The sequence below is a fragment of the Flavobacterium sp. XN-5 genome (assembly GCF_008033395.2).
GTDB classification, from domain to species: domain Bacteria; phylum Bacteroidota; class Bacteroidia; order Flavobacteriales; family Flavobacteriaceae; genus Flavobacterium; species Flavobacterium hiemivividum.
In genome coordinates this window covers 161,334-183,569 of record NZ_VOGZ02000003.1, presented here as the reverse complement: position 1 = coordinate 183,569, position 22,236 = coordinate 161,334, and the positions used below count along the sequence as shown (strand labels likewise).

The following is a 22,236-nucleotide window of genomic DNA, read 5'->3' as shown; positions in this document are numbered from 1 at the left end:
GGATTAAGCGACCCCGCTGAAAAAGCGGGGTTTTGTTTTTGACTTAGCTATATGCTCTTTAATTAGTATGTTGTGGTTTATTAATAAACAAACTCCACCAGCCTACTGTTCGTCCTAAAGCTTCGCTCCAAGCCTCTTTTTTCTTATCCGTACTTACTATATTACTAAATCGTACCAGTATCAAAAGTATCGTGATAGCATGCCATTTGAATTGATCTTTCCACATGGGATTGGGGTTCTTGATTCGCCAAACGTACCAGCCATTTCGAACCACCATTTTCCCGTATAGGTATGGATCAGGTCTTCCTGATTCATCATGAAAATGATTTAACTGTACTTTCGTATTAATTACATTTGTCCCAAACTCTAAGGCTCTGATACTAAAATCAGCATCTTCATACAGCCCATATCCTTCAAAATAAGCAGAAAACCGAATAGAATCGAAAACTTTTTTTCGAAAAGCAAATGACATCCCTACCAACAAATCCACTTCATAGATTGTAGCAGTCAAAGGAAACCCACAGGTTCTCCCATGAGAATAATCAGGCATCTTACCTGGCAGAACATTTGACTGCAAACCCAAATAATTACGAAGCACATTTCGCTGTCCTTCCTTATACACAAAACCTTCAAATTGAAAATACTTGTATTTATTGTACTTTCTATGTGCTTCAATTGGCTTCCATCTATTTTCATTAATCGCAACCCCGCCCACTCCTGACACAAAATCATTTTGTTTGAATGTTTGAATCAATTCTTCAAAATAATTAGGCAATAATTCGGTGTCGTCATCCAGAAAACAAACAACATCTGTATTTTCACCGACCCTTTCAATCCCATAATTTCTTTGCCTGGTTAAGCCGCGATGCTCTTTTGGAACATGGAAATAAGTCAAATTTTCGAATGCTTGCTCTTCCAAAATCAAGGCTGCCCCTGAATTTGTAGACCCATCAATTACTAGAATCTCATTTGGATACCATGATTGCTGCTGAACCGATTGCAATAATTGAAGCAAGGGCTTGGGACGCATATATGTGCAAATGATCAGACTAAATTTCATTTTGTTCCTTTAACTGATTAGCCCAGAATACGCTGGAATTCCATTGTTTTTTAAAATTTGAATAATATCGATAAGGATTCTTAATTTTTTGATGTTTAAAATATTTTAAAAACAAGATTGTTTTATAACCCAATATTTGTTCTTTCGTTTTGTGTAAAATATAGCTTAACATTACTGTCGGCGATGGTTTTGGCTGTATTAAATCATTTTGCCATTGTAAAATAGGTTTCGTCCTGAATCCACCTATTGGAGCTTTTAAATGTAAAATATGCGGTTCCGGCAGATAAATAACATCTTGTCCCAAATTACGTAATTGCATTCCAAAATCAACATCTTCACCATATCCGAATTCTAAACTTGTATTAAAGCGTATGTTTTCTAATAGGTCTTTTTGGACAAAACTATTACCTGCACCAAAAGTTGACCATTGCTTAATTTTTAAATGAACTTTAGATTCATGATTTTGTATATAACTGGTTGTTGCCACAAAAACGCCATATTGCCTTATTCTTGACATCACATCAGCTAATAGTGTTTCTTCAAACCGATTATCATCATCAGCTAGAAAAACCCACTCACTTACCACCTCATTCAATGCCACATTTCTGGCGTTGCAAACTCCTGCTTGGTGGGTAAAAATGTGTTTTATTTCAAAAGGCCAACTTTCAGTTTTCAGATAGTCCAATTCACTTGCGGTTCCTTCCTGCGGATTTTGTTCCACAACAATTACATGAACTGGCAAATGAGTTTGTTTGGCTAAATCTTTTAAAACATCATACAAATAATTCTTTCTACCAATTGTGGGAATGATCACATCAATTGTTCCTAACGCTACTACTTTTCTTGAAGATTGAATTTCTATTGAAGTAAAATCAATATGCAATTGATTTCTATTTCTAAATAATACACTTCTAAGTAACGAAAATAAAGGGAACTTCTTTTCATAAACTAATACATTAAAAAATAACAAAAAAGCCCAACGTGTACGATAATGCTGCTTTACAAATTGAAATAGCTTCGCACTGCTGCCACATTTACGGGAAAGAACAACTTCATTTTCAAGCAAAAGTTTTGGTTCCGAATAACAAAATAATCCTTCAGGCATTCCTACTTTAGCTACCGAACTTAAAAAATAATTAAAATCTCCTTTGAAAGATAAACTCCTCTCAAACTGTAGTAAAACAGAAGAATGAATTCCCCCAACATCACTACTCATTCGCCAAGTGGGAAAAGCTATATTTCTATTGATTTTAATAAAAGGGGATTCTTCTACATAACCAATAGCTTCGGGTAAATAACCCTCTACAGTAGTGCAATAAGAGGTCATTATTTTGTGATGGTGAAATATGGAGTCGAAAGCTGTGGTATTCAAAGACACTTGGAGTTCAATAGCGCACCATACCAGCAAATCATTTGGATATAACTTTGCTAACCGAAGTAAAATAGAACCAACAGCATTTGAAGAAAACATTAAGTCTTCACTATCTCGAATTATTTTTACAACTTGATTATTCTTATGGTAAACTACAATCATATTTCGATATATTCTTACTAACTCTTAGCTTCAAAGTTTATACATTCCCAGCAATCACTTGCTGATAAAAATTGATATTCTCTGCGCATTTTTTCTCAATATCAAAAACCTTTTCAACTTGTCGTCTTGCTTTTCTTCCAATTTCTAAAGACAAGTATTTATTCTCAAGTATTTGAATGATTTTATCAGCATACAGGTCATGATTTGATGGATGAACCAAAAAACCACTTTTTTCGTCTTCCATCAACTCTTGAGCCCAACCAATATTACTATTCACTACAGCTTTTTGCATCGCCATGGCTTCAATAGTAACCATGCCCAAGGTTTCGGCATAGCTGGGAAACACACATACATTGGCCTTTTGTATGTAGGCTTGAACACCTGCATATTGAATCTGCCCTAAATAAGTCACTTTGGAGCGCAGTTCTATAGGAAATTCTTGTTCGAGCATTCGCCAGGTTGAATCCTTTCCCGTTTTAATATCGGCAGAGTCTCCCCCTATCAGCACTAAATGCGCGTCGGGCTGTTGCGTCACCACTTTTTTAAATATTTCAGCTAATTCAAAAACGCCCTTTTTTCGGATCAGGGTACCTACATATAAAACCAACCCCTGTTCAAAAACTTCGGGTTGTTCGTTTTTAAATTGCAATAAATCTAAACCATAGTGGATGGTTTGTACTTTTTCTTGTGTTAGGCCAAACAAATCGGCAGAAAGTGTTCCCGCAAATTTTGTAGGTGCAATATAACCTTGTGCATTTCGAACAGCTAGGGTTTCAAACCAGCGATTTTTCCATTTTTGTTTGCGTTTTTCGAGTTTGCAAAAATAAGTATCACTACCATGAAAACGAATTACTAATGGAATCTTGAAACTCATAAAAGCTGTAATCCCAGTCCAATCAGCTGCTTCCATCAGATCGATCTTATTCGATTGTATAATGGCGTTACAATAGTTTTGAATGTGTTTTCGATAAAAAAACCATTTCCCAAAAGCAAATCTTTTATCAGCTATCAGATGGAATGAAATTCCCTTTTCTTCAAATACCTCTGACTGCTTCTGTCCATAAATAAAAACAGTAACTTTCACCTCTTGTTGTACTAAAGCCTGTGCTAAATTCTTGATACTAGTACCTATTCCAGCAGCATGGTGGACTTTATAATGGGGATATTCGGGTGTAAGAAAAGCAATGTGCATGATGATTATTTCAAGATAGTTTCAATTCCTTCCCAAATTTTCTCTGATGCTTTAGTGGGTTCAGTTCCCACCACTATATTAAACCATTTTTTACCAACAAGAACATTGGAACTTTTACCGTCTAAAATAGACTTCACTATTGGCGTCAATTCTTTTTTATCATACACAAATAAAGCCGCTTCTTTACTGGGCATCGAACGGAAATGGATGTATTGGTAGTTTTGACCAATATCTCTAATTCCATTTTTCAATTGGGGTTGCTCATAGTTAAAAAACAAGCACGATTTATTATGTGCGACAAAATCAAACACCATAGAGGAAGCGATGTTTCCCACAAACTCCGTATGATGGCAAATATTAGCTTGTAAGGCAAAATCTTCCTTGGTGGGCATAATTTCATTCCAACTCGTCCCAATAGGTCGCCATAAAGGATCTATAGAGACAATTACATCCCTATATTTTGTTAGGACTGAGTTATAACGTGTCGTAAAATCGACTGGGCACTTTCTATAAATGACTCCTAACTCATAACCTTGTTGATTCAATTCACGCACTGAAAGCGCCAAATCTTCAAGATAATACTGATCTAAAGGCGAAGTCACAATATCATCTCCAGAGAAACAGATGTATCTTTTACCCGCATCTAAATTATGTCGCTTATAAAAATCGGATTTGCTTTGTAATAAGCTGCTATCAAAATGACTTTCAAATTGAGGTGTTCCCGTTACCATTATTTGTTCTGGTCCTACATAAGTGCAATATTGTAGCAATTCCATTTTCATATAATCACTCCAAACGAAGTAATAGTTGGGCTCTATTAAGGTAGTCGCTTTAGGTAAATTATCCCAAGAAAAAATAAAAGTTGCGGTGGGAATCCCTAAATCTTGAGCAGCTAATAGCGGTGCAATCGCTTGCGTAGGTCTGGGATTAGTACAAAACACAATGTCGGGTTGATGCTTTTGCAACTGTTTTTTACAATACGCATACTTTGTTGTCGAACGTTCTATTTCTTTAATTCGTTCTCTAATCATTTTTACACCCTTTTCATTTGATTTTGTAGCTACAAGATAATCTACATATAAACTTTTGAATGCGTTTTTAATTCCCCTATAAGATTGTGGAAAATTATAGGTATTATAAACAATTTCCTTATATTTTTTATCAAAAAGATTTAACTCACATCGTTTTCTGGCACGTGTAAATATAGTGGTTAGCGGATGCAACTGGTGGTTTTCGATTTTGAGTTCTTCAAAACCCAATTCGCTTTTAATTTGAAAAGGTGTATTGTTCCAATACGTAATGTCATACCCCAATGCAGTTCCAATGGCATTAAAATTCGTTAAAGCGAAATTCCGCAATCCGACTCCATCGGGTAAAAACACAAAGACTTTTTTACTCATTATAATACTACTTATATTATTTATTTAAAAGGACATACGTCCATCAGATCGTCTCTTAAATTTTCGATAACTGCTTGACTAGGCAATGTAGGATATTTTTTAAATAATTCTTCTAGCTCACCTTCAGAAAAAGCAGTTGTTTTTATTTCCGATAGGTATACATCCATTTGAACCGATTCCATATAGTCGTGATATTTAACATCGTCCCCAAATACCTTATTTGAAAATTTCTGCCATACAGCCGGAATACCGTATGCATGAGCTACAATAATTCCATGCAAAGAAGAAGAAATAATGCGTTCACATTGCAAAAACTCGATTGTCTTACTTTCAATATCATTGGTTATCATATCAATTAGATGCACCTCTGTATCATCAATAAACCATTCTTGAACTATTTATAATCGTTATAGTGCGGTACCAACCCGTATTTGTATTTCTTTTCAACTTTCGAATTAAAATACCTGGGCAATAACAATGCAGGATCACCATACACTTCAGGAACTTCAAATCCTGAATTCAAAAGGAATTGGCGAGTTTGAGGTCCGCGAACTGCTAACTAAGTAGCATTTTTAATTTTTGCTTTCTTATCGATAATACCGCTTCCCCAAACGATACATTTAGGATTCACATTAGAAAGAATGCTGCCAATGGTCACATAAATTGGACTGCACCAATCGTATATTGAAAATTTCTTCGGCCACGCAAATTGCACTTTCTTAGCTGATATTTTTTCGACCAGGTATTTACCCAAAAGATCTCCATAATTTTCTCTGGATTTGCCTTGGATAATTTTTTCATTCCACCAAAAAAGTCGAATTCTATTTGAAGATCGTGTCAATTATTATGCTTTTTTGTTCTTTAATTTATCACGTTGTACTTGTTCAATAGGCAATATATCAGTTTTTTTAAAACTTAAAGCACTATGAACGGCATTCAAATCACGTGAAAGTTTTCGCAAACCCATAGGTTCTAAGGAAGCGGCATGATCAGTTCCTTTCCACGTTCTGTCTAAGGTATAATGTCTTTCGATGATATTGGCTCCTAAAGTGTATGCTGCAATATCTACCGCAATTCCTAAATGATGCCCGGAAAAGCCTATGTATTTCACTTTGCCACCATATTTTGCTTTTAATAAATTAATGTCCAAAAGACAGACATCTTCAAAAGGAACCGGATAACCAGAGGTGCAATTATACAGTACCAAATCCATGTTCCTTCCCTTTTCAATAAAATAATTCACCAAAATTTCTGTTTCATTTTTGGTGGTCATTCCAGTAGAAATATGAATTTCGCCTCTATAATTATCACATAACCAGCCTAGCATTTGATAGTTGTTATTACAAGCCGAAGGTATTTTAATAAATTCAGGATTTAAAGAAGCAATTTCTTTGGCTGATGTAGTGTCCCAAACTGACGTTGAATACGTAATTCCGATTACGTTGCAATATTCTTGTAATTCGCGATGTTGATCCACATCAAATTCTAGATATTCTCGATGTTCGCCATAAGTATCTCCATAAGAATTAGTCGAATTGGGATGAGGAGCGTAGTATTGCTCTTCGGTTAATAATTCTTTATTATTTCTTTTTTGAAATTTAATAGCATCTACATTGCAGAAAATCTTGGCGATTTTTATTAATTCCTTGGCAATATCCATGTCTCCTTTATGATTACAACCAATTTCGGCGATGACATATGGTTTATGATAATTATTCATATCTTTTGTTGTACTTCATTAATATCTCACTAACTTCTCTTATCGCACCATTAGCTGAATTATGTGTTAAAATATAATCTGCATGTCGTTTCACCACTTCTGTTCCATTAGCCGGACAAAAAGACCAACCTGCACTGCATATATTTGCCAAATCATTGACATCATCTCCCACATAGGCAACTTGGTCATAGCCTATCTTTTTATCTTTAAGGAATTGGGATAATAACGCATACTTATCTTTGACTCCAAGGAAGATATGATTTATTTGCAATTTTTTCATACGTTCCCCAACTAAGGCTGAATTTTCGGAAGTCATTACAACCACTTCAACCTTGTTTTCTCTTAGTATTTCGAGTCCCATTCCATCACGCATATCAAATTTTTTCATAAGCTCTCCTTCGGCTCCAAAATATACGCAACCGTCCGTAAAAACGCCATCAACATCCAGAACTAAATAGTCGATACGGTTATGACTTTTCCTTTTTTGTAAGCGTTGTGCGAGTAGTTGTTCGACGATTTCCCAATCTGTATTACTATCAATTTCTACATAACTAGCCTCGTCCATTTCGACCAAACCTATTTTACCACTGAGTCGGTTTTTAGATTTCGAAAAAACAGTTTTTGTGGTGGCGTAAACAGCTCCATTTTCGACCAAAAGACCTTGAAAGTCTTGACGTCTCGGTCTATTAAAAGGATCGTAATTTTGTGGCGTTCCATCTGGATTCCATGTAAAACGATGAGTTTTGACTACTGTTAAAGAGGAATCGTTATTTTCCTTTTCGATTTTATCTAAGACGGCATTGATATCACTCTCGGTGGTAAGCGGCGACGTGGCTTGCAACAAGCATAAAATATCAAAATCATGGTTTATAGCGGTGGCAAACTCGATCATCACGCTTTCGGTTGATGCGGTGTCGGTTGCGTTTTCGTCACTGCGGAGAAGCCCCTTTATTTTAGGATTCCAAGAGTATTCCTTTTCAATAAAACTCAAAATTTCGGTGTCGTCTGTGAATACATACACAGCATCCAAATTCGAAAAAGCAGCTTCCGATAGTGCCCAAGAAAACAAAGGCCTACCTAGTAGTTTCTTTTTGTTCTTGCCTGGTATTCCCTTGGAATCTTTGCGTAATGGGAGTATTGCTATTTTTTTCATTTATTATGCTTTATTAAAAATCAAATTTAGTGATTTGCTTTTTTTTTAGATTTGCTTATAATAATTCTTAAACTTAAGGATTCCAATAAATTTTAGTTAGTGAAATTTTTTCATAATTATCTAACTCCTGTTGAGTGAATCGATTTCTATTTTTTAAAATTTTGGGGATTGCTAAAAGCAAATTAATTAGAGCCCAACAGATCGCTACTAGTGCTCTGTAATCTCCTTTTAAAACTTTTAATTTAAATTGCATGAAGATTGAATATGCCATTTTCCTTGGAACTAACCTACTGGGATAAAATAGAAAATACAAATACCATCCTGATCGCAAGGAACGTTTTAGTCGGAGCATGTAATCTTTATTCTTTTTTCTGGCTTTTAAATCAACACGATGATGTACTAAAACATCTGGCACATAATGAATTTCCCAATTTTTCTTGAACAAATGATAAGAGGCAAAATTTTCTTCACCATAAAAAACAAACCATTCGGGATAATTTGGAATATTATGCCAACTTTTCATACGCCATACATGACCGCATCCTACATATCCTTGAACTCTTTGCGCTTTTTCATTAGTTTTTGTAGCTGATGGTAATGTAATACCCCAAAATATACGAAATGTAATAAGTCCGCACTGGGGGGTGTTTTCAAAATAGGTACTTATCTTTTTTATTGGAAATTCGGTAACAAAATGTGCGTCATCATCCAAAGAAATGGCATATAGTGCTTTTGAATCATTTAGCATTTTGTTCCTACAAAACAAATAGCCTTTAGAAACCTCGTTTCGTATTACATTAATATTTGGATAATTCTCAACCACAAACTTATAAGTTCCATCTGTTGAACCATCATCAAATACAACACATTCTACTGTTAAGTTATCAATCAAATAACTGATCTTATTTAAGGTGAGTTCTAAATCTGATCTTCGGTTTTTAGTACATATAAGAATTGATACTTGCATTTAGAGTAGATTAACGTTATGATACAAACCTACAATTTTAGGTTGGAGTTTCGCTCTATTAAAATGTGCATCAACATAATTTACATTATATCGTTGTGCTGCTTCTCTCAATACTAATCTAGTTAATCCTTCGGTAATTAAACGTGCTATTTCGGTAGTATCAAAAGGATCTTCTATCAAAAAACCATTTACACCATGAGTAATAACCTCTTCAGATACACGACCCGGATTGGATTGTATCGGAAATGCGCCCATACCCATGGCTTCCAGTAAACTGTTAGGCATGCCGTCAGATACACTGTTTCCTACATACAACATAGATTTTCCCATTTTTTGAAGTAATAATTGATTTGAAACAAAAGCATTTCTTGAAATAATTTCTACTTTTTTATGCTTAAAATAGTTTGATTGTTTCAAATGATTTACCACATTTTCATCAGCACTATAGATTAAAAAATCAATAGATGAATCTAAATCAATGAATTCGATTGCTTTAATAACCACTAAAGCTTTACCTATTCCGTCATCGTAGCCCTTAATACAAATGGTTTTTTTATTGGTTGTGGGTTGAATAAATATATTCTCAATTTCAATTCCTCCATTACCTGGAAAAGTCCCTAAAAAAGTATTAGTAAACCCCAACTCTTTAGCAATTTTATGATCTCGAGCGCAATCTGTAATTAAATAATTAGTTCGTTTAAGGAAAGTCTTTGCTTCTACCTCCGTAACTCCTAAGTTTTTAAAATTAAACAAATCACTCCCCCAAGAGGAATAGATAAAAGGAATCTTGTTTTTATTCATTACCGATAAAATAGGTAAGCCAGCTAACTGCATTTCAAAACAATGTACAATATCAGGTTGAATTTCCTTGATTTTTTTATCAAATACAACAGCTATATCTCGTTCATTTATTTTTCGAATAAAAGTATACCATTTAGAGTAATTAGATTTAATTTTATTTCTAAATGGAAAATCCCAACGCAACTTCCATCCTTTGATTTGATGAACCCAATTGATTCTCTCCACCGCTAGACCACCATCAGTACTGTCAAACCAATACACTTCATGACCTGAATCTTTCAACTGATTGACCCACTGAAAAAAATGATGATTGGGAATGGATACCATTAGGATTTTCATTTGAATTAAATTTAATGATGATTAGTGTATAAAAAAGTACTTGCAAAATTTCATGAATTATGTTAACGACTACTATAGTTTTCCATTACATCAAAATTGGATTTACAATATTATGATTTTCTGGTGTATAGATTACCCCTTTTATTTGATTATAAAGATGAGAAAACTGTGAATTAAAACTACTACTAGATTGATCAATAAAATAAATCAAATTATTATCAATATACTCTTTATATATTTGTTTTCCAATTGAACTTATAATGATGGAAGGAACTCCCATCATTTTAGCTTCAATTACACTTCCTGAGAAAGCAGTAATATGAATAACTGTTTTACTCATAATTTCTGGCAAAGGGACTTCCTTTGCATCATGAATGTCATATTTGCTTTTGTCAACTCCTAAATTATCCAAATGAAGTTGAATATCATCTATACTAAACTCATTTCTAGGGTGAAGTCTAATTGCCCACGAACACTCGGAATCATTTATAGATTCTCCTAGGTTTTTATTAAACATTTCCGATAATGGCATCAGATTCAAAGTATATAAGATTAGCTTATTTTTAGGCTTTAAATTACTGTTTTTTTGTTTCCAATACTGCAAATAAGGCTGCCCTACAACTTTTGCAATAATATTCGAAGTATTTTTGGCCCAATAATCTATGTATACTTTTGATTTTTCGTCCCAACTCCAATATTGTTTGGGCATAATATTGAAGCCCTCCAAAGGCATTTTTGTCCATGTTGAAAAAACCATATGTGTATTTGATTGTGTGCCGTGTTGAAAATCTATTGTATTTATTTCCAAATCATTAGCCGCCAAAACAGCAGCATATAAGTTATCCCAACCATAATATCCCGAAAAAACAACCTTATCAGGTTTTACTTTTAAATAAAATCTTTTATAAAAAATAACCAAATTTTGTATTTTAGTAGACCATTTTAGTAGATCATTTATCGTGATCTTTAACATTTTTGTATTTTCTATCTCATCCTCAACAACGCTTAGAAATTCTTGATAATCATTTAACGAATAATTATTTCTTTGGGACTGGAATTGAATCTTTAATTTCATAACTAATTTAAAATCCTCAAGTAACCGTTCCAACGGTATAATCGCTTTTTGATTATAATTATGTTGATATACTTTTTGATATTCCATCATATAGACTTTCTCTTCTAATTGATGATGAGAAACCATAGCGTCAAAAAATCTATTAAAATAAAATCGACCCTGTTTTACCCGATGAAAATGAGCTCCAAAAAAAACAATTTTCTTTTTCTTTAAAGAAAGAAAAAAAGATTCAACTCTAAAAAGACCTGTGACTAAGTTTAACGCTAATTTCAGGTTATCAATCCATTTTTTATCTATTTTATTTTTACGATTATCATTAGCACTATTGTCAGTATTTGGCTCTAAATTAGAATTCCTAAGTAATAAAAAGTATAATTTTATTCGAACATAAGGCCAAATATGAATCCCGTTTACAATCCATTGATCAACCTCAAAACTTGATTCTAATGCTAGAATTTTTTTCTTAATAAGCAATTGACTTTGGCTCATATTTATAAATCTTATTCTCTCTTAATTATTTAGCTTATAAATTAGCTTTAAATTTCAAGGTTACTCTATGTTTCAATTGATTTTATAATACTATCGTTCAGTTAGAAATCGTTATTATTTCCGTTTCATAAAATTCGATATTGGTTTCTTCAAACCACTTTTATCTAACACTTTTATCATGAATTTACGATAATTGAAATGCGAACGAGTCTTAATGCGCTTATTTTTAATCCTATTTTTTTCTTTAATTGCAATATCAATAAGTTCTATGTTTGGCTCAATAAAAACGTATTTTTCTTTTCTTAAATACCAAGTCGGAAACCAACAGTACGAATCATCTTCTTGTCCATCCGTCACTGAGAGTTTAGCTCCAAGCTTTAATACAAAATCATTAACAGCCCACTTAACTAATGGCCAGTCATCATGATAATCATCTCCTGCTAAAATACCTCCTACTTTTAATTTTTTGTACCAATCAATAATTGTTTTACCGCCTTCCTCTCCTTTATGGGCATATCCATCGATGTATATAAAATCAAAATAATTATCATCGAATATGTCATAAGCTTCCTCAAATGTCATTCTTAAAAGTCGATAGTTAACAACATCTAACCCTATATGTCTTAAGGCTCTCTTATACTCTTTGGTATTATGAATATCTCCATATTAGTCAACACCAAAAAAAAGTTTAAACTTACCGCTATCAACCATTCGTTTAGAATAAATTCCTGTCGCAACACCTAATTCAATGCCTACAATACCATTACCATCGAACTCGTTTGCAACTTCATGCCTTAACATCCTTTGCTTTATCTCGATTTCTATATTTGGCCTTTTCTCTTTTGCAATCTTAAAAATGTAGGGGCTATTCAAAAACATATTTTAAATTATAGTATTGTCTTTCAAAATTTATTCGGTTTATTAATAACAAATCGAATTAAAAAAAAGAATCTTTTAAATATATAGTATAAATCTGCAATTGCAGAAACAACTAATCTATATAATGATCCAAATAAACCATTGACAATGTTTCTGAAACGAATGCCTTTATGCCATAATTGATAATTCCCAATTACATCATTTTTGAATCTAAAATAATTTTGACTTCTTGTTCTTTTTATGTCATAATGAAATATCGATTCCACAAATTCAATGTCAAACCCATTTTCCAATACTCTTTTTGTCCATTCTTTATCTTCAAAGGTAGCTACATCTTCTCTAAAGGGATATTTTTCCCAAACCTTTTTACTAAAAGCGGAACCCGAAAAGATAAGTCCTCCTTTATTAGGATCACCCTTTGCTTGTATTTTATTGATGAAATTTCTATAATCATTAGAATTATGTAAACATCTTAATCCTGCTAAATTTGGTTTTTCCTCCATTTTTTGTCTTATTAGTTTAAAAAAATCATGACTTACTGGATAGGAATGTGCACTAAAAATAACAACTATAGGTTGAGAGGCTTCACTGGCAGCCGTATTAGCACTACCTCCATAACTAAATTCTTCGATAGTTACAAATTTAGCTCCATACTGTTGAGCTACTTTTTGACTATTATCCGTTGAAAGATTATCAATTACAATAATTTCAGATATATCATTACAATACCTTTCTGTTAGATTTTTTAACAAAAAAGACAAAGCCTCTTGTTGATTTTTATTTCGAATAACTACTGAGATCATTTGCTTGTATTAGCTTTAGAAAATAATTGACAGAGCATTTTAAAAGGCTTCATGATTAATTTACCAATTTTATATTCTAATGAATTTTTAATTTGTTTCTTGCCCAAACGATGAGTTTTGATGTGATAAAAAAGTACTTCAGCAGTATGATCAAAATGTTTAATATAAATATCTTGATGTTTCCTGAATATATATTCCATATTAGTCTCAACATGATGGGCAAGCGTATCTGTTAACATCGACTTTTTCGCCTTTCTATAATAGAATAAAAATTCTTCAACAAACTGAAACTCCCATCCTCTTTTGGTTATATTTAACCAAAACTCCCAGTCTTCAAAACCTTTATTCATACTTTCATCATAACCACCTACTTCTTCCCAACATTTTTTTCTATATAAGGAAGAAGGCATTAATCTATTTTCAAACATTAAATTTCGATAATTAGAACCCGAAGCCTTATATTCTTTAATAATGTTTGATTTGTTTTTTATAAAAAAATAACGATAACAGGATACTATTGCCAGACGATGATTAGCTACTAAAACTGGTAACATTTTTTTTATATAATCAGCATGTAAAATATCATCTGCATCTAAGGCTAAAATAAATTCCCCTTTAGCATTTTTAATACCTGCATTCCTAGCTGATGGCAAGCCACCATTATCTTTATAAATATATTTGAAACGACTGTCATTACCCAGCCATTGTTTGACTACCAATTCAGTATTATCTGGACTACCGTCATTGACAATAATACATTCCCAATAGGGATACGTTTGATCTAACACTGACTGTAAAGATTCACTTAAGAAGTGAGCTTGTTTAAAGCAGGGAACGATTATAGAAACTAGTGTTTTCATTACAACTTAAATGTTTTTTTTTTTTAAAAATCGTAAAGGAGCCAAAAGCAATTGACCAATAGTATAATCTGCAGAATTTTTAGCTTTTCTCACATTGTTTTTTAAAAGCGTATTTTGACGAAGTAATTCAATTGCATAAAACTCAAAATGGGCTTCATATAGTGCTTTATGTTTCAAAAATATATACTTTCTTAATTCAAAATCAAATTTAACTAGTGCTGTTTGGTCTCTTGATATTGCTTTTTGTCTATATATAAACAAGGGCTCCTGAATGATGTGCATCATCCAATTATGGCTTAAAATGGAAATCCAGAACTCCCAATCTTCATAACCATTGGCCATTTTTTCATCATAACCAGATACCTCTTCCCAACATTTTTTTCTAAACATTGATCCTGAAATACCGTTGTTTTTTACAAGAAAATTTCTTGCTCCACCTCCTAGTGGTTTTTTTATTTCTTTTTCAAAAATATTATTTTTCAAAATTTTGACTAAGCAACCAACCACCCCAACTCTTTCGTTTTCATTTAACACTTGAATCGCCTTTTCAATAAATACTGGATCAAAATAATCATCTGCGTCCAAGTTCAAAATATATTCCGTTTGAGCTATGGCTATAGCTGTATTCCTCGTATTACTTACGCCTATATTTTCCTGATGAATTATATGTACATTGGGATGATAAATAGTTTTTAAAACATTTTTAGTTTCTTGTCCTGACCCATCATCCACAATAATAATTTCATCTGCTTGGATGGTTTGATTAAGAATCGAATCAACTGCTTTAATAATGTATTGTCCATCATTATAACAAGGAATAATTACGGTAACATTGCTTTTTAATTTCATTTTTTCAACCTATTTGACTTTTTAATCTTATGACCTATTGTGAACATATAGCACTAGATTATTTACATAAGTATTAAATTATACTTTAAAGTATTCCTTGTATAAAAATGAAAATAATATTTTTCTACGCCTGATAACAGGAAAATATTTTACACTAAGATAAGTAAACAGAAGTTTTGGCTGTCTGACAGAGAGCGAAGCCCAATATAATGTATCATTTAATAAACTATTCTTTTCTCTGAATCTTATAACCCAAAGCCATTTTAATATAACATCTATTTTTTTAATTGAAATTTGATTCCCAAGGCTCCAAGCCAGTATTGATTCATACGCTTTACCTGTATATTTCTTATATAGATCATCTCTTGTAAAAACATTGTCCTCATGCACACCTCTTAAAGCCAATGGTTCATCTATCACCCCCGATTGCAAACAACACTTTAAAGCCATTTTAAAAATAATATCCGAATCTTCAGCGACTAACAGTGATTCGTTTAAAAAGCCTATTTTATCAAATACAGATTTCTTAACCGTTAATCCATTTAAATGTAAATAACCATATTTACTGCAAATTACTGCATCAAATAGTTCTTCTGGATTTAATCGTTCTGTAACTGAACAAATTTTTAATTTTACTTTTTCTAATTCAGTAACATCGCGATAAAAATGAAAACCAACTGCATTATATACTCCATCACAATTTTCTTTTCTCTCAAATAGTTTTACATCATTTTCAAATCTGTTTTTCAAATAGAAATCATCTGCATCCAAAAATGCAATATAATTCATAGTTGCTTTTTGTATTCCTAAATTTCTACTTGCTGAACGACCACGATTAGATTTATTAGGATGATAATATATTTTAAGAATAGGAATTTGCTCTTGAAATTTTTCTAAAAGTATTGCTGTTGCATCAGTACTACCGTCATTAATCACTATAATTTCAGTCACTTCAGATTGAAGTAGAACTGATTGTATAGCTTTTTCGACAAACTTTTCACAATTGAAAACCGGGATAATTACAGTAAGAGTAAAGTTCACAACTACTTTAATGTTTTTTTAAATTGAAATCTATTTAATAATTGTATTTAATTTATTTTTTAAAAATACAATAATATAACTTCTAAAAAATAATGACACTAATTTCCTCCCAAATATTGTTTTTTCGATTTCAATAAGCATCCTAAATCTATTAGAATTTAAAATATTTCTTTTTTTAATCAATTCTTCATAATCATAGACAAATGATTTGAAATTTGCATTCAGCACTTGATCTCTTTCAATTCGATTCTCAAATCCAGAACTAATTCCCCCTAAATAAAAACAAGATAATGTAGCGTTTATTTTTTTATAACTACAATTGTATTTAAATAATGCCAAAATAAAAAACTTCCAATCTGATACGATTTTATATTTTTCATCATATAAACCAACTTTATTAAATAATTCTTTTTTTATAAATGTTGCTGGATGGAGTACTGAACAAAAAGAGCCATCATACATATCCACAAACCTAATTTCTTCTGGGAAACGAAATATTTGAGACGTTTTATTATTCGCGATTTGTAAATCAAAACTCACTAAATCATATTCATTAATAAACTCAATATTTTTTTCTAAAACTTCTAAATCATACAAATGATCTCCACTATTTAAAAAAAGTAAATACTCCCCAGAAGCTTTAGCTATTCCTTTGTTCATAGCATTGTAAATTCCTTTGTCTGGTTCACTAACCCAATAATCTATCTGTTTACTTTTACTTTCGACATAAGCCACACTGCCATCTGTAGAACCTCCATCAATGATGATATACTCGAACTCTTGCCATGTTTGATTCACAACACTTGTCAGGGTTTTTTTCAAGCCTTCGAGGTTGTTGAAGTTGATGGTTATTATAGATAGTTTAGTATTATACATTTAAATTTTATTTCACATTCGTATTCAAAATAGTTTCAAACAAATCAATATATTTTTTTGATTGTACCGATTGATCATATTTTTTCATTGCGTTATTCCTTATTTCAACTTCATCAAAACAATTTGAATTATCTAAAAATTTATTAATTGTTGCAACAAGTGAATTAACACTTATTTCATCTGTCAAAAAACCATTTTCGCCATCTTGAATCATGTCAGAAATCCCCCCCACAGGAAAACCAATAACTGGCGTGCCACACATTAAGGATTCTAAAACAGTATTGGGCAAATTATCCATTAAAGAAGGTATAACAAATACATCGGCAGCTGAATAGGCAATACTCATCAATCTTTCGTCGTAAATAGGACCTAGCTCAATTATATTATTATTAGACTCATAATCACTATTTTTTTTTCCAATTGCGCATAAAACTAGATTTGTATCTGCAAATTGCTCAAATGCTTTTTTCAACAAAACAAATCCCTTTCTACTATTACTGATAGAATCAGCCACAAACAGCAATACTCTCTTTTCTTCAGGAATATTTAATAACTTTCTTGAATAATTTCTATCTCTTGGTGTAAATATTTCGGAATCTAAACCATAAGGTATACAAAGAACAGGCTTACCTTTAAACACTTCACTTTTCCTTGCTTCTTCTGACAGCCAGCCGGAAGGCGCGACAATAGTTAGATTAGTAACATTTAACAATGCTTGCTTTTTTATATCAATATTTTCTTTTACAACTCTTATTTCTTCTTCCGAAACTTTTCTAATAATTGGAAACCCAAATTCATCAATACCTAAATATGTTTCTTCGTAATGCTCTCCTCCAGTAAAAGGATTCATATCGTGTAATGTCCAAACTACTGGTTTTTTATTTGTTTCGAAAAAAGATTTGTAATCTACAAAATTAGCTACCCAATGTAAATTAATAATATCCGCTTCCGTATATATTTCTGATTGACTAATATCAAAATCCGAATTAGGAAAACTAAACATTTCTAACCCCTTGTTTCTCTGACTTAAAAACAATTGCTGCTCTTTTTTTGAAACGTCTATTGAATTATAAAGATTCAACTCTTTCAATATCCTTTTTACTTTATTCTCAACTTTTTTAAACCAAGTAACTGTTTTTTGTGGCTGCTTAAAAGAAAAAGAATTTGACCAATTGTTTTGCTTGAATCTAAGTAACACATTTGAAGATACTCCTTCAGAAATCAATCCATAGTGTAAGCGCTTACAGGAGCTGGCAGCTCCACCTTTGTCGTAGGTATTTACTATTAGGATTTTCATTTAAAAATTACTTTTAACTTCATTAACAAAAACTCTAATTATTATATTTTTTTCAAAACACTAATTATCTTATTAATCATTCTTTTTTTTAGACTTAAATATTCACTGTCTTTTCGAGGTAATAAGTTGTTTTCTAGATTTTTACATCCAATATTCAACAAATCTACTACTTCTTGTTTTAACCAACACGAATCAATAAGCATCTTATAGGCACAAATCATATGGGCTACATTTATTTTTTGCTCTCGCATTCCCCAAACGCTATTGGGATTAAGATTTCGAACACTCATTACTTGTGGTAAATAGAAGTAATTCCCTTTTCTTGTATTTAACAAATGTAATGGCCAATCTCCCATTGGTAAAGTAGCGAATTCTTTTGTAATCAATTCAGAAGGAAGAGGACTTTTAAAAACAATAGATGCTGTAGGAATCATATTGTATTGAGTGAGGTCTTTAATAGTAATCTCCCGAGCCGAAGGAAAAGAAACAAACAAACTAGATGCTTTTGAATAATCATTCCAATATCTTTCTTCTGAATTATGAAAACAACCTACTAAATTAGGATTTGCTTCTAAAATATCAACTTGTTTTTGCAATTTTAAGGGATCTGTCCAATAATCATCGCCTTCACATAGAGCAATATATTCACATTGGCATTGTTGTAATGCAAAAACAAAATTAGGCATCATGCCTATGTTTCTATCATGATTATAATATTTAATCCATGAAGCTTTCGGATGATTTGCTAAAATATCGTGAATGATATCATCTGTTTGATCTGGTGAACAATCGTTTGATAAAATAAGTTCTATCTCAAAATCACATTCTTGCATCAAAACTCCTTCAATAGCTTCACGAATGTATTTTTCATGACCATAGGTTATCATACAAACACTAACTAGCAAATTACTACTCATGCTAAAATTCTAATGAGGTTAATTCTTTTTTAATTATTGCTGGTATACCCACAACCAAACAATTATCTGAAACATCTTTTGTAACCACAGACCCTGCTCCAATAATAACATTCTTTCCAATTGTAACACCTGGTAATATAGTACTATTTGCCCCAATTTGTGAATAGGATCCAATTAAACATCTACCTAATATAGTTGCACTTGGAGAAATCTCTACAAAATCACCAATTTTGCAATCATGTGTAATTACCGAATTATAATAAATAATACAACCTTTTCCTAATTCGGTACTGTTTGAAAGGATAGCACCCGGAAGAATAGTATTTCCAAAACCAACATGAACCCCATAACTTCCTATAATTGCCAAAGGACTAATTGTTGATATAAATACTCCACCTAAAGCAGCAAACTTATCATACATTTTTTTTCTTAAAACTGGGTTTCCAATCCCTATAGTAAAACGATTATCTACTGTTTTAAAATAATCATCCACTTGTTCCAGACATCTAAGAACAGGGAATTTTTCAAATAATCTCTCTGGAACATCTTCACTTACATCATCATAAAAAACTAAATTTTCTAATTCGTTTAATTGATGTACGACTTCTAAAACTTCTTTTGCAAATCCTTTGGCTCCAACTATTAACATACATTTGCATTTATTATATTGATAATACGATTCAAATCTTCCTCTAAGATACCAACGTATAAAGGCAAACACAAAATTCTACTGGCAATACTTTCCGCAATGGGCATAAGTTGACCTTTGCTATATTCAATAGTGTTTAATGCAGGATAAAAATACCTTCTAGGTACAATTTCACTGGCTTTCAAACGCTCTTCCACTTTTAAAAGTTGGTCTTCGCTCTCAAAAATAAGGGGATAGTAACTATAATTCCAACTAGTATTTTCTCTTATTTTTAGGGTTTGAAGCCTCGACAAATCAAGATACTTATTATAATAATCGACTGCTTTTTTTCTTTCGCCCAAAATAAATTCCATATACGGCAACACTGCTAATCCCATAGCCGCTTGCAATTCAGACATTTTTCCGTTAATACCCAATCCGTGAAAAGCTAACGGACCGTTGTGTCCAAAATTATGACTGTAAAACATTTGATGTTGTAATTCATTATCATTGGCAAACATTGCGCCGCCTTCTCCTGTATGAAACAACTTGGTAGCGTGAAAACTGCAAGTACTTACATCTCCATATTCAAAAAGGGATTTGTCTTTGTATCTCACGCCAAAACAATGTGCTGCATCATAAATCACTTTTAGGTTGTGTTTTTTGGCAATCCCTTCAATCACTTCTGTATTACAGGGATTTCCAAAAACATGGGTAACTAAAATGGCTGTTGTTTTATTCGTTATTGCCGCTTCGATTTTGGTTTCATCTATGGTTAAATACTCTGGATGAATGTCCACAAAAATAGGCGTGCAATGTTCCCAAACTATGGCAGCCGTTGTGGCTACGTAAGAAAAGGGCGTGGTTATAATTTCACCTTGTCCTCCCAACAATTTCAAGGCAATTTGTAGCGGAATTGTCCCATTTGTAGTTACAACAATATTTGAAACAGATAAATGCTTTTTGAGTTTTCCTTCCAGTTCCACAACTAATTCACCTCTATTAGTAAGCCATTGATTGTCCCAAATGCGTTGCAGTTGACTATTGTATTCTTTTAAGGGTGGGAAAAAAGTTTTTGTTACAGTTATCATTTAGTATTAATTATTTTATCCAATAATTCAATTCTGGGTTTCATTTGAAAATCATTAGAATATATCTCTATAAATTTTTCTCTACCTTTTCTTGATAAGAAATATAGTTTTTCTGGGTTATCTATCAATTTTTCAATTTCTTTTACAATTGATTCTGCGGTACTTTCTATTATAACAATTTCTTCATTGTTAACAAAAAAAGAATTTTGATTGAGCTTGTCGGTAACTAATGCTACCGCGCCATTAAAAGCAGCTTCAATTACTGTCCCCAAAGGAAAACCATCAAAACCTTTTCCAAGACAGAAGGGTCTATTAGGAGAAACTATAATATCAGTGTTTTTAAATATAACTGCCAAATTTTGAAAATTCTGATATCCATAAAAAGTTATTTTATCTTTTAATACTGTAACATCTATTTCGGATTTATCAAATCCTCCTATTACATGAAATCTTACAAAATCATATTTATTAGCAATCGAAATTGCCGCTTCAATAAATAGATCGTAACCTTTATCTAATCCTTTATCCATATATTTAGCAGCACAAAAGCATATATCTAGTGTATCCTTCCCTTTTAAAAAAAGATTTTTTTCTTTATTACTATTCACTTTCGAATTTTGAGGAACTACACATCCAAAAACATATTCTATCTTATCATTCGGACAAAAATTATTATTTATCAAATACTCTTTGGTATAAAGTTGTGTTACAATAACTTTTCTAAATTGAGTAGAAGAAAACACTTCTTTTAATTTCATATCACTAGTTAAATCGTCTATCTGAAACCCCCCACCAGGATAAAGAGTAAAAGCAAAAGGAATTTTATATTTTTCTAACCACCATAAATTGGGAAAGATATTTTGTATAAATACACAATAAAACAGTTTAGCATTTATGTTTATGTAACTCTTTCTAAATTTCATTTTCTTTTTTAAAAAAGGAAACAAAACGATAAGTTCATTGATATGATTTTGATGTTCGGTTTTTGGAGTTTTTAGTGCGGGGTATGAATCGGGAGTCATTAATATTTTAGATTTCTTAAATCGTTTTAATAATACGCTAAACTCCTCTAATCTAAAACCAGAAATTGGATGAGGAAAAACATCATCATAAATTAATAAATCTACTTTACTGATTCCTTTATATGGATAAAATAATATATTCTTTTTCTCAAAAAAAAATTTCCATATTTTCCTTTTTATTTTATACAATACACCCATTCAATCTTCTTTATAAATATTTCAACATTTTTAAATGTACTTTTT

24 protein-coding genes are annotated in these 22,236 nt (G+C 31.9%); all 24 read right to left on the bottom strand.

The genetic code is table 11. From position 1 onward, the window contains the following. Positions 1–58: 58 nt before the first annotated feature. The 24 genes from FQU23_RS08025 to FQU23_RS07920 all read right to left on the bottom strand — a co-directional run bounded on the left by FQU23_RS08025 (position 59) and on the right by FQU23_RS07920 (position 22,191). Entirely contained in the window at positions 59–1,060 is a 1,002-nt protein-coding gene (locus tag FQU23_RS08025; protein WP_147673408.1) for a glycosyltransferase family 2 protein, read from the bottom strand. Further along, positions 1,050–2,594, bottom strand: a complete 1,545-nt coding sequence (locus FQU23_RS08020) for a glycosyltransferase family 2 protein (protein ID WP_147673407.1) — start codon at positions 2,592–2,594, stop codon at positions 1,050–1,052. The genes FQU23_RS08025 and FQU23_RS08020 overlap by 11 nt, the downstream gene beginning before the upstream one ends. 37 nt (positions 2,595–2,631) lie before the next feature. After that, positions 2,632–3,786 carry a glycosyltransferase family 4 protein gene (locus FQU23_RS08015; RefSeq protein WP_147673406.1) on the bottom strand — a complete coding sequence of 385 codons (1,155 nt, stop codon included), beginning with the start codon at positions 3,784–3,786 and terminating at the stop codon, positions 2,632–2,634. Between the two features lie 5 nt (positions 3,787–3,791). Further along, entirely contained in the window at positions 3,792–5,186 is a 1,395-nt protein-coding gene (locus tag FQU23_RS08010) for a UDP-glycosyltransferase (RefSeq protein WP_147673405.1), read from the bottom strand. A 20-nt stretch (positions 5,187–5,206) separates the two neighbouring features. Next, positions 5,207–5,536 carry a polysaccharide pyruvyl transferase family protein gene (locus tag FQU23_RS16175; protein WP_245181085.1) on the bottom strand — a complete coding sequence of 110 codons (330 nt, stop codon included), beginning with the start codon at positions 5,534–5,536 and terminating at the stop codon, positions 5,207–5,209. Between the two features lie 44 nt (positions 5,537–5,580). Next, positions 5,581–5,682: a hypothetical protein gene (locus FQU23_RS16390; RefSeq protein WP_410503913.1), complete on the bottom strand. Its 102-nt coding sequence runs from the start codon at positions 5,680–5,682 to the stop codon at positions 5,581–5,583. Between the two features lie 63 nt (positions 5,683–5,745). Continuing rightward, the gene (locus FQU23_RS16170) at positions 5,746–6,027 is read right to left on the bottom strand and encodes a hypothetical protein (protein WP_245181084.1); all 282 of its coding nucleotides are present in this window, start codon (positions 6,025–6,027) and stop codon (positions 5,746–5,748) included. Positions 6,028–6,030: 3 nt separating this feature from the next. After that, positions 6,031–6,906 (bottom strand): N-acetylneuraminate synthase family protein, encoded by an 876-nt coding sequence (locus tag FQU23_RS08000; RefSeq protein ID WP_147673404.1) that lies wholly within the window; start codon positions 6,904–6,906, stop codon positions 6,031–6,033. After that, positions 6,899–8,059, bottom strand: a complete 1,161-nt coding sequence (locus FQU23_RS07995) for an acylneuraminate cytidylyltransferase (protein ID WP_147673403.1) — start codon at positions 8,057–8,059, stop codon at positions 6,899–6,901. The genes FQU23_RS08000 and FQU23_RS07995 overlap by 8 nt, the downstream gene beginning before the upstream one ends. A 73-nt stretch (positions 8,060–8,132) precedes the next feature. Continuing rightward, a complete protein-coding gene (locus tag FQU23_RS07990; RefSeq protein WP_147673402.1) occupies positions 8,133–9,026 on the bottom strand; it encodes a glycosyltransferase in 894 nt (297 codons plus the stop codon). Further along, on the bottom strand, positions 9,027–10,166 hold the full coding sequence (locus FQU23_RS07985; RefSeq protein ID WP_147673401.1) for a glycosyltransferase: 1,140 nt from the start codon (positions 10,164–10,166) through the stop codon (positions 9,027–9,029). An 85-nt stretch (positions 10,167–10,251) separates the two neighbouring features. Next, complete coding sequence (locus tag FQU23_RS07980; protein ID WP_147673400.1) at positions 10,252–11,730, bottom strand: hypothetical protein; 1,479 nt, start codon at positions 11,728–11,730, stop codon at positions 10,252–10,254. Between the two features lie 114 nt (positions 11,731–11,844). Next, positions 11,845–12,348: a class I SAM-dependent methyltransferase gene (locus tag FQU23_RS07975; RefSeq protein ID WP_410503912.1), complete on the bottom strand. Its 504-nt coding sequence runs from the start codon at positions 12,346–12,348 to the stop codon at positions 11,845–11,847. Positions 12,349–12,396: 48 nt separating this feature from the next. Beyond that, a complete protein-coding gene (locus FQU23_RS07970; protein ID WP_147673398.1) occupies positions 12,397–12,603 on the bottom strand; it encodes a hypothetical protein in 207 nt (68 codons plus the stop codon). Between the two features lie 29 nt (positions 12,604–12,632). Then, positions 12,633–13,412 carry a glycosyltransferase family 2 protein gene (locus FQU23_RS07965; protein ID WP_147673397.1) on the bottom strand — a complete coding sequence of 260 codons (780 nt, stop codon included), beginning with the start codon at positions 13,410–13,412 and terminating at the stop codon, positions 12,633–12,635. Next, positions 13,409–14,272: a glycosyltransferase family 2 protein gene (locus FQU23_RS07960; protein WP_147673396.1), complete on the bottom strand. Its 864-nt coding sequence runs from the start codon at positions 14,270–14,272 to the stop codon at positions 13,409–13,411. Before FQU23_RS07960 ends, FQU23_RS07965 begins: the two co-directional genes overlap by 4 nt. 6 nt (positions 14,273–14,278) lie before the next feature. Next, the gene (locus FQU23_RS07955; RefSeq protein WP_147673395.1) at positions 14,279–15,121 is read right to left on the bottom strand and encodes a glycosyltransferase family 2 protein; all 843 of its coding nucleotides are present in this window, start codon (positions 15,119–15,121) and stop codon (positions 14,279–14,281) included. Between the two features lie 78 nt (positions 15,122–15,199). After that, the gene (locus FQU23_RS07950; RefSeq protein ID WP_165425743.1) at positions 15,200–16,162 is read right to left on the bottom strand and encodes a glycosyltransferase family 2 protein; all 963 of its coding nucleotides are present in this window, start codon (positions 16,160–16,162) and stop codon (positions 15,200–15,202) included. A gap of 30 nt (positions 16,163–16,192) precedes the next feature. Next, the gene (locus FQU23_RS07945; protein WP_147673393.1) at positions 16,193–17,038 is read right to left on the bottom strand and encodes a glycosyltransferase family 2 protein; all 846 of its coding nucleotides are present in this window, start codon (positions 17,036–17,038) and stop codon (positions 16,193–16,195) included. 7 nt (positions 17,039–17,045) lie between these two features. After that, entirely contained in the window at positions 17,046–18,335 is a 1,290-nt protein-coding gene (locus tag FQU23_RS07940) for a glycosyltransferase (protein ID WP_147673392.1), read from the bottom strand. A gap of 41 nt (positions 18,336–18,376) precedes the next feature. Next, positions 18,377–19,252 (bottom strand): glycosyltransferase family 2 protein, encoded by an 876-nt coding sequence (locus FQU23_RS07935; protein ID WP_147673391.1) that lies wholly within the window; start codon positions 19,250–19,252, stop codon positions 18,377–18,379. Position 19,253: 1 nt separating this feature from the next. Next, positions 19,254–19,901 (bottom strand): acetyltransferase, encoded by a 648-nt coding sequence (locus FQU23_RS07930; RefSeq protein ID WP_147673390.1) that lies wholly within the window; start codon positions 19,899–19,901, stop codon positions 19,254–19,256. Next, a complete protein-coding gene (locus FQU23_RS07925; protein WP_147673389.1) occupies positions 19,895–20,971 on the bottom strand; it encodes a DegT/DnrJ/EryC1/StrS family aminotransferase in 1,077 nt (358 codons plus the stop codon). Before FQU23_RS07925 ends, FQU23_RS07930 begins: the two co-directional genes overlap by 7 nt. Continuing rightward, on the bottom strand, positions 20,968–22,191 hold the full coding sequence (locus FQU23_RS07920) for a glycosyltransferase family 4 protein (RefSeq protein WP_147673388.1): 1,224 nt from the start codon (positions 22,189–22,191) through the stop codon (positions 20,968–20,970). Before FQU23_RS07920 ends, FQU23_RS07925 begins: the two co-directional genes overlap by 4 nt. Between the last annotated feature and the right edge of the window lie 45 nt (positions 22,192–22,236).